This is a genomic window from Microbacterium natoriense, from assembly GCF_030816295.1.
GTDB lineage: Bacteria > Actinomycetota > Actinomycetes > Actinomycetales > Microbacteriaceae > Microbacterium > Microbacterium natoriense_A.
In genome coordinates this window covers 3382490-3396502 of sequence record NZ_JAUSXV010000001.1, presented here as the reverse complement: position 1 = coordinate 3396502, position 14013 = coordinate 3382490, and the positions used below count along the sequence as shown (strand labels likewise).

Sequence of the window (14013 nt, the reverse complement as noted above, 5' to 3'; positions counted from 1 at the left end):
GGGTGCCGGGGTCAGAGCCAGCGCTCGCGCAGTGCAGGTTTCAGCCAGGCGGCGGGGGAGGACATCGACAGGCCGCCGTCGACGGGGATCGTGGCGCCGGTCACGAAGGACGCGGCGTCGGATGCGAGGAACGCGACGACGGAGGCGACTTCCTCCGGCCGCCCGATCCGGCCAAGGGGATATCCCTCGGTCTCGCCCGTGTCGACCGAGGAGATGCTCCCCGGCTGCACGGAGTTGACGCGGATCCCATGCGGGCCGAAGTCGAGAGCGAGCTGCCTCATGAGGGCCTCCACGCCCGCCTTCGCTGCGGCATATGCCGGAAGAGCGGGGGCGGCGAGTGTCGCGTTGACGGAGGTCACCGCGACGATCGATGAACCTCGCGCGAGACGGGGCAGCGCTGCCCTGGCGACGAAGAAGGCGGAGTCGAGCGTGGCGCCCAGCGCGCCGCGCCAATCCGCGTCGCTCGTCGCATCCGCGCGTCCGATGGGCATGCGCGCGGCGGCGAGCACCACGACGTCGATGCCGTCGAGGGCCGCTGCGGCATCCGCGACGGCACCCTCGGCGGCATCTGCTCGGCTGCAGTCGGCGACGAGGTAGTCCTCGAACACCTGGTCGGCCGAGGACTCGAGGCCGACGCCGACGACCCGGTCGCCCTGCGCCGCGAAGGCGCGCGCGATCGCGAGCCCGATGTCCGAGCCTCCACCGATGAGAAGCACACCGCGGCCGGTCACACGCGCACCGCCGTCGGCAGCTGCGGAAGGTCGAGCTCCTCGATCACGAGGTCCACCGCCGCACGGCTCCCCGCATCGAGGCGAGCCGCCGGGTAGCGCACGGTCGCGTGCTCGATGATGCCGCGCGCCACGAGGATCTCCTTGTGCACCGCCCACGCGATGCCGCCCTGCAGTCCGATCAGCACGAGAGGGAGCATACGACGGAAGCCGGCCCGCGCCTCGTCGACGCGCCCCGCGACGAAGTCGGCGAGCACCGGGCCGAGCAGATCAGGGAACTCGCAGGCGGGCATGGTGCCGACGGCGCCCCGCGCATACTCCTCCAGGCAGAACTGCGCGTTCTGGCCGCCGAGCACGGCGAAATCCGCGTCGTCGATCGCGTCGACGACCGCGCCGACCTTGGGGGCCGTGGGTGGGGCCTCGACCTTCACGGAGTCGACGTTGTCGAGGCGTGCGAGCTCGGCGATGAGGCTCGCGGGCATGGCGACGCCGGTGACCCCTGGGGCGTCCTGCACCATGACCGACAGGGAGGTGGCCGCGGCCACATCCCCGTAGAAGTCGACGAGGGTCGAGGCAGGAGGCTTGACCATGAACGGCGGCAGGACCATGAGCGCGTCGGCGCCCCCTTCCTCCGCGAGAAGCGCCTGCTCGATCGAGGTGGCGGTCGACGTGCCGTTCACCCCCGCGATGACGGGGACCCGCCGGTCGACGATCCGGACGACGTCGTCGAGGATCGTCCTTCGTTCATCGGCGGTGAGGGCGAAACCCTCGCTGGCCATGCCGAACACCGCGACGCCGTCGACGCCAGAGGCGAGCTGGAACTCGACCAGCCGGCGCAGTCCGACCCGATCGAGCGCGCCCGTGTCATCGAAAGGCGTCGCCAGGATGGGCATCAGCCCGTGGAGTGTCAGAGTCATCGACCGGTTCCCCGCTTCGTCTGCGCAAGAATCAAATTCTCGCAAGTGGTATGCATATTGTGAGATAGTCTGCCACATAACGGTTAGCCCTTACCAGCGAAAGATGGTCAGCATGTCGCCCTCCTCCCGCTCACGAACCGTCGAGATCCTCTCCGAGGCGCGATACGTGCAGGCCGAATCGCCGCGGTGGGACGGTCGCGACGGCCGGCTCGCGTGGATCGACATGTCGACAGGGCGGTTGCACCGGGGCCGGCTCGACGCGGGGAAGATCGTGCCGGAGTCGTCGGTGTTCATCGGGGCGCAGATCGGGGCTCCTGCGCCGCTCGCGCAACCGGGTGCCGGGTGGGTCGTCGCGGTCGACCGCGGGATGGTGCACGTCGGCGACGACCATGTCGTGTCGGCGGTCGTCACCGATCTCACCGCGCCGGGCGACTACATGAACGACGGCGGCTGCGACCCGGCCGGGCGCTTCTGGGTGGGAAGCCAAGCCATGCCGAGGGACCCGCACTGCTCCCTGTGGAGCATCGACGCCGATGGAGCGCCCACTGAGCGGCTCGGCGGGGTGACGGTGTCCAACGGCCTCTCCTTCGATTCCTCCGGGTCGACGCTGTACTACATCGACACGCTGCCGAATCGGAGCATCGAGGCGTTCGACGTGGCCCCGGATGGTGAACTCTCGAGGCGTCGCACGGTGTGCCGGGTCGAGGGGGGCAACCCCGACGGCATGGTCATCGACCAGGAGGGGATGCTGTGGGTCGCGGTGTGGGATGCCGCCGAGGTGCGGCGCTATTCGCCGGAGGGGGCGCTCGTCGAGACCATCCGCCTTCCCGCGACGAGGCCCACGGCTGTCACGCTCGTCGACCGGCTCCTCGTGATCACGACGGCGAGTGTCGGTCTGACCGACCCCGCGCCGGCCGACGGCGCTCTGCTCGGCGTGCAGGTCGACGTCGGAGGCACTCCGGCGCTGCCCTGGAAGGGGACGCCTGAGACCGTCGGTTGATCCCGGGAGATGCGAAGAGGGCCCCGGCGCATGCCGGGGCCCTCTTCGTATGCGGACGCGATCAGTGCGTGTCTTCGGCCTCGATCTCGGTGCGGTCGCCCGACCACAGCGTGTGGAAGGTGCCGGGCTTGTCGATGCGCTTGTAGGTGTGCGCTCCGAAGAAGTCGCGCTGACCCTGCACCAGCGCCGCGGGCAGACGGTCGGCGCGGATGCCGTCGTAGTACGACAGCGACGACGAGAACGCGGGGGCGGGGATGCCGGCTTCGGCCGCCGAGACGACGACGCGGCGCCACGACGCCTGAGCGCGCGTGAGGGCCTCGGCGAAGTAGGGAGCCGTCATCAGCACGGGAAGGCCCGGCTCGGCGTCGTAGGCGTCGGCGATGCGGTTGAGGAACTGGGCGCGGATGATGCATCCGCCGCGCCAGATCTTCGAGATCGCCCCGAGGTCGATCTTCCAGTCGTACTCGGCGGCGCCGGCGCGGATCTCGTCGAAGCCCTGCGAGTAGGCGACGATCTTCGAGGCGTACAGCGCGAGGCGCACGTCTTCGATGAACGCGTCCTGGTCGGCGACCGTGAACTCCTCGTCGGGACCGGGAAGAGCCGATGCCACGGCGCGCTGCTCGGGGTGCGACGACAGCGAGCGGGCGAAGGTCGCCTCCGCGATGCCCGACACCGGCACGCCAAGGGACAGCGCGGTCTGCACGGTCCAGGCGCCGGTGCCCTTCGCGCCGGCCTGGTCGACGATGACGTCGACCAGCGGCTGGCCGGTGGCGGCGTCGTTCTGGCGCAGCACCTCGGCGGTGATCTCGATCAGGTAGCTCTCCAGTTCGCCCTTGTTCCACTCGGCGAAGATCTCGGCGATCTCGGCCGGCGACTTGCCCGTGCCGCGGCGGATCAGGTCGTACGCCTCGGCGATCAGCTGCATGTCGGCGTACTCGATGCCGTTGTGCACCATCTTGACGAAGTGGCCTGCGCCGTCGTGCCCGACGTGCGTGACGCAGGGCTCGCCCTCGGCGACCGCGGCGATCGACTTCAGGATCGGCCCGAGGGTCACCCACGACTCGTCGGAACCGCCGGGCATGATCGACGGACCGAGGAGCGCGCCCTCCTCGCCGCCGGAGATGCCAGCGCCGACGAAGTTGATGCCCGTCTCGCGGACGGCCTTCTCGCGGCGGATGGTGTCGGGGAAGAACGCGTTGCCGCCGTCGACGATGATGTCGCCGGGCTCGAAGACCTCGACGAGGGAGTCGATCACGGCATCCGTCGGGGCGCCGGCCTTGACCATGATGATCGCGGTGCGCGGCTTCTGCAGCGAGTCGGCGAACTCCTTGTAGGTCGCAGCCGGAATGAAGCCCGCTTCGGGGTGCGCGTCGAGGACCGACTGGGTCTTCTCGTAGCTGCGGTTGAAGATCGCCACGGTGTTGCCCTCGCGGCTCGCGAGGTTGCGGGCGAGATTCGAACCCATGACGGCGAGTCCGACGACTCCGATGTTCGCTGATGCTTCGGGCACAGAGGGCTCCTCGATCGTGAAGTTAGGGGATGGTCTCAGATTATCGTGGCGGCCGGTGTCAGGACGCCTGTGTGTCACGGGACTGCACGAACCTGCGTGCCACCGAGATGTCCCGATCGCCGAGACCGGCGTCCACGATGCCGTCGAAGGCCGCGCGGAGAGCGGGCAGGAGCACGGGGGCTATGCCGGTCGCCTCGGCGATGTCGGCCGCGAACCGCAGATCCTTCACCATGTACTTCGCCATGCCGCTGGGGGAGTCGTCACCGGAGACGAGCTTGTGCCGGCGGCTCTCCAGCAGGTTGGAGCCGGCATAGCCGCCGCCGAGCAGCGTCCACAGCGCGTCGAGGTCGAGGCCGGAGCGGTCGGCGAGGACGGTCGCCTCGCCGAGGGCCAGGATGGTCGCCGACACGACCAGCTGGTTGCAGGCCTTGGCCACCTCGCCCGCCCCGAGCGGACCGAGCAGCACAGGCGTACCGCACGGAGCCAGGACGGATGCCGCGAGGGCCGCGTCGTCCGGCGAGCCGCCGAGCATGATGGAGAGGGTTCCGGAGGTCGCGCCGTCGACGCCGCCGGACACGGGGCAGTCGACCATGCGCACGCGTCCGCCCGACTGCGTGTGCAGACGCTCGGCGAGCTCTCGGACGGCGGGGGCGGATGACGTCGAGCCGACGAGGATGAGCAGGTCGCCCGCATCCGCCATCAGGCCGTCGTCGCCGTAGAGCAGTTCCTCGAGCTCGGGGAGGTCGGGGAGGAAGGAGACGAGAACGTCGACCGCCGCCGCGAGTTCACGCGGACTGTCGGCCCAGGTGGCTCCTGCGGCGACCAGTTCGGGCTGCGGGCGGCGCGCGTGGATGTGCAGGGTGCCGTGCGCGGCGAGCAGGCGATCGGCCACGGGGCGGCCCATCGCGCCGAGTCCGATGATGCCGACGCTGGCGGAAGAGGTGCTCATGCTGCCACGGTAGCAAAGATCCAATGGATTGAATAGTGTTCAGCAGAGTGGATCTGAGCTAGGCTGATCTCATCGAGAGACTTCCCGAGGAAGGGATGAGCATGGCCGACATCGAGAACAAGCTGCGCGCCGTCGCCGCAGTGCCCCTGACCGAAGAGCTCTGCCGGCTCATCGAAGAGATCGAGCCGCGCGTCGAGATGATCCGCGATCACTCGCTGATGCACCCCATGCGCGGCCCGGCTGACTGGTCCGGTGATCCGGAGCATACCCGCACCGCCGAGCAGCAGACGGCGTTCGAGGCCATGATCGACTCGGCCGATGCGCTGTTCGGCATCCCTGACGTCGACCCGGCGGCGCTGGCGCGCACCGTCGCCGCGAACCCGCGTCTGCGCTGGGTGATGACGACGGCGGCGGGCGGCGGTGCGCAGGTGAAGTCCGCAGGTCTCGGGAGAGCCGACCTCGATCGCATCACGTTCACGACCAGCGCGGGCGTGCACGGCGGGCCGCTCGCCGAGTTCGCCGTGTTCGGCGTGCTCGCGGGCGCCAAGGGGCTCGCGCGCCTGGCGCGCGACCAGCAGGACCGCGTGTGGCCGGAGCGGTGGGAGATGCGTCAGCTCGACGAGATGACGGTCCTCGTCGTCGGTCTCGGCGGGATCGGCGCAGAATGCGCGCGGCGCTTTCACGCGCTCGGCGCCCAGGTCTGGGGCACGACGCGTTCGGGAGAATCCGTCGAGGGCGTGGATCGCCTCGTGCCGCTCGACGGCCTCGTCGACGCGGCTCGTCACGTCGACGCGATCGTCGTCACGCTCCCCGGCACCGAGCAGACCCACCACCTGATCGGAGCCGATGTCTTCGAGGCGGTGCGCCCCGGGACGATCCTCGCGAGCGTGGGTCGGGGAACCGTGATCGACGAGCAGGCCCTTCTTCCCGCCCTCGATGACGGGCGGATCGCCTTCGCCGCCCTCGACGTGTTCGAGAACGAGCCCCTCGCCGTCGAGTCGCCGCTGTGGTCGCACCCGAACGTCCTGGTCAGTCCGCACACGGCCGCTCTGAGTTCGAAGGAGGAGGAGCGCATCGCCCGTCGCTTCGCCGAGAACGCGGCGCGCCTGCTCGATGGTCACCCGCTGCGTGCGGTGGTCGATACGGTCGAGTTCTACTGAACTCGCTCTGAAGGGGTGCGCATGGACGAGGACGTCAAGGAAGGGCGCGATCCTGCGCCCGCGGTCACGCGCAGCATCCGACTTCTCGGTCTGCTGGCTGACGCTCGCGCACCGCTCACCCTCACCGAGCTCGCGGGCGCGCTGGGGCTGGCCAAGTCGTCGACGGCGAATCTGTGCCTCGCCCTGGAGGCGGCCGGGATGATCGACCGCACCGCGCAGGGGTATCGACTCGGGCTGCGCACCGCCGAACTGGGCGGCGCGTTCGCCGCCCAGTTCAACCAGGTGCGCGAGTTCTACACCGTGTGCGACTCGTCAGCAGTGCTGCGCACGGAGCTCGTGCAGGTGGCGATGCTCGACGGCGCAGACGCGCTCTACCTGGCGCGCCACGAGGGCTCGTCCTCGTTGCGCCTCGGCACGCCGCTCGGCTCCCGGCTTCCGGCCCCGCTGTCAGCCACCGGTCGAGCCCTGCTGTCGCGCATGACGGACGAGGAGGTCACCGCGCTGTTCGGCGCGGACGCCGTCTTCCCCGCACTCACGGAACGCAGCACCACCACCATGTCGGGACTCCTCGAGGTTCTCGCCTCCGCGCGCAAGCGCGGGTGGGCGCTGGACGCAGAGGAGTCGTTCCGCGGCGTCGTCGGGGTGGCCGTGCCTCTGGACGGCTGGGCTCCGTCCGACCCGCCGCTGGCGCTCGGCGTCGCGATCCGCGCCGCCGAGGCGGACTACGAACGAATCGAGCGCGTCGGCGACGCGCTGCAGGCTGCCGCCGCGGCCTTGACGAACCCCTTCAGCGCCGCGGCTCGACGGCGCTGACGGCTGGGCTCCGCCCTGGTGGGTTGGTCTGCATCCGAAGAAAGTCCAAAGGGTTGTACCGAATTCAACAGGCTGGTACATTCGAGATGACGCCGAAGGGCGAAGCCGATCGAAGGAGATGGCAGTGACCGATTCCCCCCTCACCACCAGCCCGGTGCACGACGACCCCGAGTACGCGGCGAATCTGCGTCGAGCGACGCTCGCCTCGAGTCTCGGCAGCGCGCTCGAGTACTTCGACTTCGCCCTCTACGGCCTGTCGACCGCGTTGATCTTCAACGTACTGTTCTTCCCGCAGGGTGATCCTGGCATGGCGACCGTGCTCGCCTTCGCCACGTTCGGTGTCGGGTTCCTGGCCCGTCCGTTCGGCGGCCTGTTCTTCGGCGTGCTGGGCGACAGGCTCGGGCGCAAGTGGGTCCTCGTGGTCACGATCCTGCTGATGGGCGGGGCATCGACGGCGATCGGCCTGCTGCCCACCTATGAGGCCATCGGGTTCTGGGCGCCTGTGATCCTGGTCGTGCTCCGGCTGCTGCAGGGGTTCGGCGCCGGCGCCGAACAGGCGGGGGCCACGGTCCTGATGGCCGAGTACGCGCCCGTCAAGCGACGCGGGTTCTTCTCGGCGCTGCCGTTCATCGGCATCCAGGCGGGCACGCTGCTCGCTGCGCTCGTGTTCAGCGTCATCGCGCTGCTCCCCGAGGACCAGCTGCTCTCGTGGGGCTGGCGCGTGCCCTTCCTCGCCTCGTTCGCGCTGATCCTGCTCGCTCTGTTCATCCGCATGCGCCTGCGTGAGACCCCGACGTTCGTCGAACTCGAGAAGCACGATCAGATCGCCGACCGCCCGATTCGCGACATCTTCACCCACGGCCTTCCCGGGGTCATCGTCGGCATCGGGCTCCGCATGGCGGAGAACGGCGGCTCGTACATGTTCCAGACCCTCGGGCTCGCCTTCTTCGTCTCGGTCCTCGGCCCCTCGGCCGACAAGAGCCTGCTGACGTGGGGCGTCACGATCGGGTCCCTGATCGGCGTCTTCTCGGTGCCGTTCGCGGGTCATCTCTCCGACCGCTTCGGCCGCCGAACGATCTACCGCGCCGGTGCCGTGTTCATGCTCGTCTACACGTTCCCCGCATGGTGGCTGCTGTCGCTGGGCAACCACGCGATCGCCATCGCCGTCATCGCGATCGGAATCGGCTTCGCCGTGGCCACGATGCTCGGCCCGCAGTGCGCGATGCTGCCCGAGATGTTCGGCAACCGGCACCGCTACCTCGGCGTCGCGATGGCGCGAGAGATCTCTGCCGTCCTGGCCGGCGGTCTCGCAGGAGTTCTCGGCTCGTACATCATCAGCGTCTCGGGCGGCGACTGGGTGCTGCTCGCGACGTACATGGCGACGCTCGCGCTGATCACGACCGCATCGACGTTCCTCGTGCCGGAGACGCTGCGCCGGGACCTCACCAGGACCGACGACGCGATCAAGGTCTCTCGCAACGAGGGCGGAGACGGCGTCTACGCCACGACGGTCTCGATCAAGGCCGTCGGGCTGTGACCGGCCTCGCCGCCTTCGATCTCACCGGCAGGACGGCTCTGGTGACCGGATCGAGCCAAGGCATCGGCCGCACCCTCGTCGAGGGCCTCGCCGTCGCCGGAGCCACGGTGGTCGTGCACGGTCGCGATGCGGTGAAGGCCGCCGGTGCGGCATCCGAGATCTCGGCGGCGACCGGCCGCGTCGCGCACAGCGTGGTCTTCGACGTGACGGATGCCGCAGCCGTCGACGAGGGCCTCAGCGAGGTCGAGCGGCTGATAGGCACCCCCGACATCCTGGTGAACAACGCCGGCGTGCAGCGCCGTGCGCCGATCGCCGAGTTCTCCGATGCCGACTGGGACGTGCTCGTCCAGACCAACCTCTCCAGCGTGTTCCACCTGTCGCGACGGGTCTCTGCGGGAATGATCGCGCGGGGGAGCGGCAAGATCATCCAGATCGGCAGCGTGCAGTCGCAGCTCGCGCGTCCGTCGATCGCCGCGTACTCGGCGACGAAGGGAGCGATCGTGATGTTCACGAAGGGGTTGTGCGCCGATCTCGCGCCGCACGGCATCCAGGCCAACGCGATCGCCCCCGGCTACTTCGCGACCGAGCTCACGCGAGCGCTGGTCGAGGACGAGACGTTCTCAGCCTGGGTGCGCGGCCGGACGCCCGCCGGGCGATGGGGAGACACGAAGGACCTCGTGGGCGCCCTCGTGTTCCTCGCGAGCGCGGCCAGCGACTTCGTCAACGGACAGACGCTGTTCGTCGACGGCGGCATGACGGCGGTGGTCTGATGCTGATCGGGAGGATCCGCAACGCCGACGGGGTGCACTGGGTCGACGGCGATCGATCGCTCGTCGAGGACCCGTTCGCCGCTCTCGCCGCCGGGCGAGCTCCCGCCGTGCTCGGCCCCCGCGTCGACGGGGAGCAGCTCCCCGCCGCTGATCCTGTGGTGATCGTCGGCATCGCGCAGAACGGCCCCGCCCATGCCTCCCCGGTGCAGGCGTGGCTCAAGAGCCCCCGCACCGTGATCGCGAGCGGTTCGGAGGTGGTGCTGCGCCGCGACGCCGGAACAGCGGTCGCCGAAGGCGAGATCTGCGTCGTGATGGGTGCTGCGACCTCGGGCCTCACCGTCGAGAACGCGCACGAGTACGTGCTGGGGGTCACTGCGGTGAACGACCTCTCCAGCCCTGATCGCGGGGTGGCCGATCCTCGCAACTTCGAGTCCAAGTCCGGCGTCGGATACACGCCGCTCGCTGCATGGATCGACACGGATGCCGGCATCGACGACGTCTCGCTCGCCGTCGAGGTCGACGGTGTCCGCGTCGCGGAGACCGGCAGTCGTGAGCTGCCCATGGCGATCAGGGAATGCCTCGCGTATGTCGCGCTCTGGACGCCACTGGGACCCGGCGACCTCGTGATGACCGGCGCCCCGCATTCCCAGTCTCCGGTGAGCCCCGGACAGACCGTGACGATCCGCGTGGCGGGAGTCGAACTGGTCACGCCCCTGGTGTGACGTGAGAGGAACAGAGATGCCGAACCTCGCCGTCGTCGCCCATGCGGCCGATGACCTTCGTGTCGAGGACGCGGGGGCTCCGATGCCCGCCGCCGACGAGGCCGTCGTCCAGATCGCCTACGGCGGGATCTGCGGGTCCGATCTGCACTATTGGCGCCACGGTGCGGCCGGCGCATCGATCCTTCGTGAGCCGATGATTCTCGGCCACGAGGTGTCCGGGGTGGTCGCTGTCGCGGCCGCCGACGGCTCGGGACCGGCGGTGGGCACCCCGGTCGCGGTGCACCCGCTGACCCCGCACGGAGACGGCGTCACCCCGTGGCCGGCGGATCGGCCGAACCTCGCGCCCGCATCGAGCTATCTCGGTTCGGCTCTCCATCTGCCGCACACGCAGGGCGCATTCGCCCGGCATGTCGCCGTTCCCGCTCGCATGCTGCACGAGGTTCCGGCATCGCTCGGCCTGCGTGTCGCCGCCCTCGCCGAGCCTGCGACTGTCGCCTGGCATGGGCTGGCTCGCGCGGGGGATGTGGAAGGCAGGAGCGTGGCGGTGATCGGCGCGGGACCCATCGGCCAGCTCGTGGCATCGGTCGCTCGGCGTGCCGGCGCATCGGTCGTGACCGTCACCGACCTGCACGAGAAGCCGCGCCGTATCGCGGAGGCGCGTGGCATCCGCTCGCTCGACGCCCGCGATGCCGATGCGATCGCCTCCCTGAATGCCGACGTCGTCGTGGAGTCCAGCGGCACGGAGCCGGGCCTGTCCGCAGCCGTCTCGGCCGCTGTGCGGGGTGGGACCGTGGTGATGCTCGGACTTCAGCGCGCCGGAGCCGTCGCGGTCCCGCTGTCGACGGCCATCACGCGTGAGCTGACCCTGACGGGATCGTTCCGGTTCGCTGCGGAGTTCGACGACGTGATCGCCGCGCTGGCCGACGGATCGCTCGACGTCACCGGTATCGTGAGCGAGGTGCGGCCGGCTGCCGACGCTCTCGCGGCGTTCGCTCTCGCCGCCGATCCCTCGAGCTCCTGCAAGGTGCTCCTCGATTTCGGCTTGAAGGACTGAATGTGCGCATCGTCGTGATGGGACCCAGCGGCTCCGGCAAATCCACCGTGGGGTTCGCGCTCGCCGAGCGGATCGGGGCGCTATTCGTCGACGGCGATGACCTGCACCCCGAAGCCAACGTGGCCAAGATGGCGGCCGGCGTCCCCCTGGACGATGCGGATCGGATGCCCTGGCTGCAGCTGGTCGGTGCGACATTGCAGGAGTCGCCGAACATCGTGATCGCGTGCAGCGCCCTCAAGCGCCGCTATCGCGACGCGATCCGGGCCGAGGCGCCCGACGCCTTCTTCGGGGAGCTCGCCATCGCGAGGCGGACCCTGGCGGAGCGGATGCTGTCGCGGGGAGAACACTTCATGCCGGCGTCTCTGCTCGACTCTCAGCTGCAGACCCTCGAGCCTCTGCGCGAGGACGAGCGCGGCATCCGGATCGACGAATCGGCAGACGTGGCGACGGCGGCGGCGAGGATCGCCGAGGCCGCCGCGGCGTAGCTCAGTCCTTGCGGTAGCCCGAGCGGCCCATGGCGAACAGGGCTCCGAACGTGACGACGGCGGCGCACACGGTCATCGCACCGATCAGCCAGCCGATTGCGTGAGAGAGGAAAGCGCCGTCGAGCATGGGATTCTCCGTGATCTGCGAGGAAGGGACCGGTGTTCTCAGCCTACCGGGTCATCGGGTACCATTGAGGAGTACCTCGGCGAGGGACGCTTCTGCGCGTGCGCGGACGTCCGTTATCGACGCGGCGAGAGCCATGCGGCTTCTTCACGTGTCTGCGTTCGAGATCACGATTTCCCAGACCACCGCACAGCTCCCGTTGTGTGCCCCGAAGGAGAACCACATGTCTGAAGACACCAAGGTCGCAGCAGAGCGTCGCACCGAGTTCGGCAAGGGCTTCGCCCGTCGCCTGCGCGCCGCCGGCAAGATCCCCGCCGTCATCTACGGCCACGGCACCGACCCCGTGCACGTCGCGCTGCCGGGTCACCAGGTCTCGCTGATCATCCGTCGCGCCAACGCCCTGCTCGAGCTCGACATCGAGGGCACGCAGGAGCTCGCCCTCGTCAAGGACGTGCAGCGTGACCCGGTGCTGCAGATCATCGAGCACATCGACCTCCTCGTCGTGAAGAAGGGCGAGAAGGTCACGATCGACATCCCCGTGCTCGTCACGGGCGAGGCCGCTCCCGGCACGATCGTCAACCTCGACGCCACCACGATCTCGATCGAGGCCGAGGCGACCCACATCCCCCAGAACGTCGAGGTCTCCGTCGAGGGACTCGAAGAGGGCACCCACATCACCGCTGCCGATGTCGTCCTGCCGAAGGGCTCGACGCTCATCACCGACGGCGACGTGCTGATCGTGGCCGTCTCGGCTGAGGCTGCAGAAGAGGCTCCGGCCGACGCCGCCGAAGAGGCCGCTGCGGAGTAATCTCCGACCGATCCACCGCAGAGGGGGCGCGAGCAGATCGCGTCCCCTCTGTCGTATCCTGACCGAGGCCGCGCGGCTCGCAGAGAGGACATTCACATGGCATCGACCTGGCTCGTGGTCGGTCTCGGAAACCCCGGCCCCCAGTACGCGGCGACCAGGCACAACGTCGGCCAGATGGTCGTCGACGAACTCGCCTCGCGGCGGGGTGAGAGCTTTCGGGAGCACAAGGGCGGCGCACGGGTCGTCGAGACCTGGCTTCGCCCAGGCGCCGACAAGCTGGTGCTCGCCAAGCCGAACACCTTCATGAACGTCTCGGGGACACCGGTGGCCGCGTTGGCCAGGTTCTATTCCGTGCCGGCCGAGCGCCTCATCGTGGTCCACGACGAACTCGACATCCCGTTCGACACCGTCAAGCTCAAGATCGGAGGCGGACACGGTGGCCACAACGGCGTGCGCGACATCGCCAAGGCGATCACGACACCCGAGTTCCCCCGCGTGCGCGTCGGCATCGGGCGTCCGTCAGGGCGGCAGGATCCGGCCGACTGGGTGCTCTCGCCGTTCGGAAAAGACGAGCGTGCGAACCTGCCGGTCCTGGTGTCCGACGCCGCCGATGCGGTCGAGATGCTCGTGGCCGAAGGGTTGCTGGCAGCGCAGCAGAAGCACCACGCCCCGCGCTGATCAGTAGTTGACGAAGCCCGTCGCCATACCGGCCGACAACGTCGCCACCAGCACGATCCAGAAGATGGCCGCGCCGAGCACGGCGAGCACCATGCCGACGATGCCGAGGGCGCGGCGCTGCTTCTTGCGGATTGCGATGATCCCGACGACGATCGCGGCGATGCCGAGCGCCGTGCCCACCCAGAAGGCGATCTCGGCCCACAGCACCTGCGTGCGTGCGGGGGAGAGGGCGCTCAGGAAGTCGGGGTCGGTCGTGTCGATGCCCGAGGGTATGCGCACGCCGATCTCGAAGCCGGCAACGCCGGCGATGATCGGGATGATGATCGCAGCGATGCCGGCGAGGATCAGCGAGAGGATGCCGAGGAAGCCGCCGGACTGCGTCGGCGCGACCTGCGGTGCGACATACCCGCCCTGCGGCGCGGCGTAGCCGCCGACGGGGACGTGGTACGCCCCGGGAGGAGCCTGCGGAGCGGGAACCTGCGCAACGGCGGGAGCCTGCGGCACGGCGGGATAGGCCGGTGCAGCGGGGTAGGACGGGGCTGCGGCCGGATAAGCCGGGGGAGCGGCCGGTGTCACGGGTGCTGACGGGGCTGCAGCCGGAGGCGGGAAAGCTGCGGGCGGCTGCGGCGCGGGTGCTGCCGCCGGGGCCGCCGGGCGTTCGGGCTGCGCCCCTGGAGCCGCGCTGTGCGGAGCGGGGAACGCGGGAGGCGCCGGGGGAACAGCACCGGACGGCGGGGGCAGCTGCGGATCAGTCACGC

At 69.7% G+C, this 14013-nt stretch carries 16 protein-coding genes; 10 read left to right on the top strand and 6 right to left on the bottom strand.

The genetic code is table 11. The features are described 5' to 3' along the window. Positions 1–11 precede the first annotated feature (11 nt). Entirely contained in the window at positions 12–731 is a 720-nt protein-coding gene (locus QFZ53_RS16080) for an SDR family NAD(P)-dependent oxidoreductase (RefSeq protein ID WP_292910158.1), read from the bottom strand. Continuing rightward, positions 728–1645: a dihydrodipicolinate synthase family protein gene (locus QFZ53_RS16075; protein WP_292910156.1), complete on the bottom strand. Its 918-nt coding sequence runs from the start codon at positions 1643–1645 to the stop codon at positions 728–730. The genes QFZ53_RS16080 and QFZ53_RS16075 overlap by 4 nt, the downstream gene beginning before the upstream one ends. A 112-nt stretch (positions 1646–1757) precedes the next feature. Between QFZ53_RS16075 and QFZ53_RS16070 the strand changes: the two genes are divergently transcribed. Further along, a complete protein-coding gene (locus QFZ53_RS16070; protein WP_307298131.1) occupies positions 1758–2645 on the top strand; it encodes an SMP-30/gluconolactonase/LRE family protein in 888 nt (295 codons plus the stop codon). A 61-nt stretch (positions 2646–2706) separates the two neighbouring features. On the opposite strand, the gene gndA is transcribed toward QFZ53_RS16070, so the two are convergent. Both gndA and QFZ53_RS16060 read right to left on the bottom strand, forming a co-directional pair. Further along, complete coding sequence (gene gndA, locus QFZ53_RS16065; RefSeq protein WP_292910152.1) at positions 2707–4155, bottom strand: NADP-dependent phosphogluconate dehydrogenase; 1449 nt, start codon at positions 4153–4155, stop codon at positions 2707–2709. 58 nt (positions 4156–4213) lie between these two features. Then, on the bottom strand, positions 4214–5104 hold the full coding sequence (locus QFZ53_RS16060; RefSeq protein WP_307298129.1) for an NAD(P)-dependent oxidoreductase: 891 nt from the start codon (positions 5102–5104) through the stop codon (positions 4214–4216). A 101-nt stretch (positions 5105–5205) separates the two neighbouring features. Here QFZ53_RS16060 and QFZ53_RS16055 point away from each other — a divergent pair, with 101 nt between their 5' ends. The 7 genes from QFZ53_RS16055 to QFZ53_RS16025 all read left to right on the top strand — a co-directional run bounded on the left by QFZ53_RS16055 (position 5206) and on the right by QFZ53_RS16025 (position 11645). Continuing rightward, complete coding sequence (locus tag QFZ53_RS16055) at positions 5206–6264, top strand: D-2-hydroxyacid dehydrogenase (RefSeq protein WP_307298128.1); 1059 nt, start codon at positions 5206–5208, stop codon at positions 6262–6264. A 21-nt stretch (positions 6265–6285) separates the two neighbouring features. Continuing rightward, positions 6286–7077, top strand: a complete 792-nt coding sequence (locus tag QFZ53_RS16050; RefSeq protein WP_292910146.1) for an IclR family transcriptional regulator — start codon at positions 6286–6288, stop codon at positions 7075–7077. 118 nt (positions 7078–7195) lie between these two features. Then, on the top strand, positions 7196–8614 hold the full coding sequence (locus QFZ53_RS16045) for an MFS transporter (protein WP_307298125.1): 1419 nt from the start codon (positions 7196–7198) through the stop codon (positions 8612–8614). Then, positions 8611–9384, top strand: a complete 774-nt coding sequence (locus tag QFZ53_RS16040; protein WP_292910142.1) for an SDR family NAD(P)-dependent oxidoreductase — start codon at positions 8611–8613, stop codon at positions 9382–9384. Before QFZ53_RS16045 ends, QFZ53_RS16040 begins: the two co-directional genes overlap by 4 nt. Continuing rightward, positions 9384–10106 (top strand): fumarylacetoacetate hydrolase family protein, encoded by a 723-nt coding sequence (locus QFZ53_RS16035; protein ID WP_307298123.1) that lies wholly within the window; start codon positions 9384–9386, stop codon positions 10104–10106. The genes QFZ53_RS16040 and QFZ53_RS16035 overlap by 1 nt, the downstream gene beginning before the upstream one ends. A 16-nt stretch (positions 10107–10122) precedes the next feature. Continuing rightward, complete coding sequence (locus QFZ53_RS16030; protein WP_307298121.1) at positions 10123–11160, top strand: alcohol dehydrogenase catalytic domain-containing protein; 1038 nt, start codon at positions 10123–10125, stop codon at positions 11158–11160. A 17-nt stretch (positions 11161–11177) separates the two neighbouring features. Continuing rightward, positions 11178–11645 (top strand): gluconokinase, encoded by a 468-nt coding sequence (locus QFZ53_RS16025; protein ID WP_373426333.1) that lies wholly within the window; start codon positions 11178–11180, stop codon positions 11643–11645. Position 11646: 1 nt separating this feature from the next. Here the strand turns inward: QFZ53_RS16025 and QFZ53_RS16020 are convergent, their stop codons facing one another. Next, entirely contained in the window at positions 11647–11772 is a 126-nt protein-coding gene (locus tag QFZ53_RS16020; protein ID WP_292910136.1) for a hypothetical protein, read from the bottom strand. Between the two features lie 220 nt (positions 11773–11992). Between QFZ53_RS16020 and QFZ53_RS16015 the strand changes: the two genes are divergently transcribed. Both QFZ53_RS16015 and pth read left to right on the top strand, forming a co-directional pair. Further along, complete coding sequence (locus QFZ53_RS16015) at positions 11993–12577, top strand: 50S ribosomal protein L25/general stress protein Ctc (protein ID WP_292910134.1); 585 nt, start codon at positions 11993–11995, stop codon at positions 12575–12577. 96 nt (positions 12578–12673) lie between these two features. After that, entirely contained in the window at positions 12674–13255 is a 582-nt protein-coding gene (gene pth / locus QFZ53_RS16010) for an aminoacyl-tRNA hydrolase (RefSeq protein ID WP_292910132.1), read from the top strand. Here the strand turns inward: pth and QFZ53_RS16005 are convergent, their stop codons facing one another. Continuing rightward, a complete protein-coding gene (locus QFZ53_RS16005; RefSeq protein WP_307298119.1) occupies positions 13256–14011 on the bottom strand; it encodes a hypothetical protein in 756 nt (251 codons plus the stop codon). Positions 14012–14013: the final 2 nt, after the last annotated feature.

Coding starts and splice junctions, on each gene's coding strand:
- QFZ53_RS16075 (WP_292910156.1), bottom strand. CDS start 1,645: ATGACTCTGACACTCCACGGGCTGATGCCCATCCTGGCGACGCCTTTC.
- QFZ53_RS16070 (WP_307298131.1), top strand. CDS start 1,758: ATGTCGCCCTCCTCCCGCTCACGAACCGTCGAGATCCTCTCCGAGGCG.
- QFZ53_RS16060 (WP_307298129.1), bottom strand. CDS start 5,104: ATGAGCACCTCTTCCGCCAGCGTCGGCATCATCGGACTCGGCGCGATG.
- QFZ53_RS16055 (WP_307298128.1), top strand. CDS start 5,206: ATGGCCGACATCGAGAACAAGCTGCGCGCCGTCGCCGCAGTGCCCCTG.
- QFZ53_RS16050 (WP_292910146.1), top strand. CDS start 6,286: ATGGACGAGGACGTCAAGGAAGGGCGCGATCCTGCGCCCGCGGTCACG.
- QFZ53_RS16045 (WP_307298125.1), top strand. CDS start 7,196: ATGGCAGTGACCGATTCCCCCCTCACCACCAGCCCGGTGCACGACGAC.
- QFZ53_RS16035 (WP_307298123.1), top strand. CDS start 9,384: ATGCTGATCGGGAGGATCCGCAACGCCGACGGGGTGCACTGGGTCGAC.
- QFZ53_RS16030 (WP_307298121.1), top strand. CDS start 10,123: ATGCCGAACCTCGCCGTCGTCGCCCATGCGGCCGATGACCTTCGTGTC.
- QFZ53_RS16025 (WP_373426333.1), top strand. CDS start 11,178: ATGGGACCCAGCGGCTCCGGCAAATCCACCGTGGGGTTCGCGCTCGCC.
- QFZ53_RS16020 (WP_292910136.1), bottom strand. CDS start 11,772: ATGCTCGACGGCGCTTTCCTCTCTCACGCAATCGGCTGGCTGATCGGT.
- QFZ53_RS16015 (WP_292910134.1), top strand. CDS start 11,993: ATGTCTGAAGACACCAAGGTCGCAGCAGAGCGTCGCACCGAGTTCGGC.
- pth (WP_292910132.1), top strand. CDS start 12,674: ATGGCATCGACCTGGCTCGTGGTCGGTCTCGGAAACCCCGGCCCCCAG.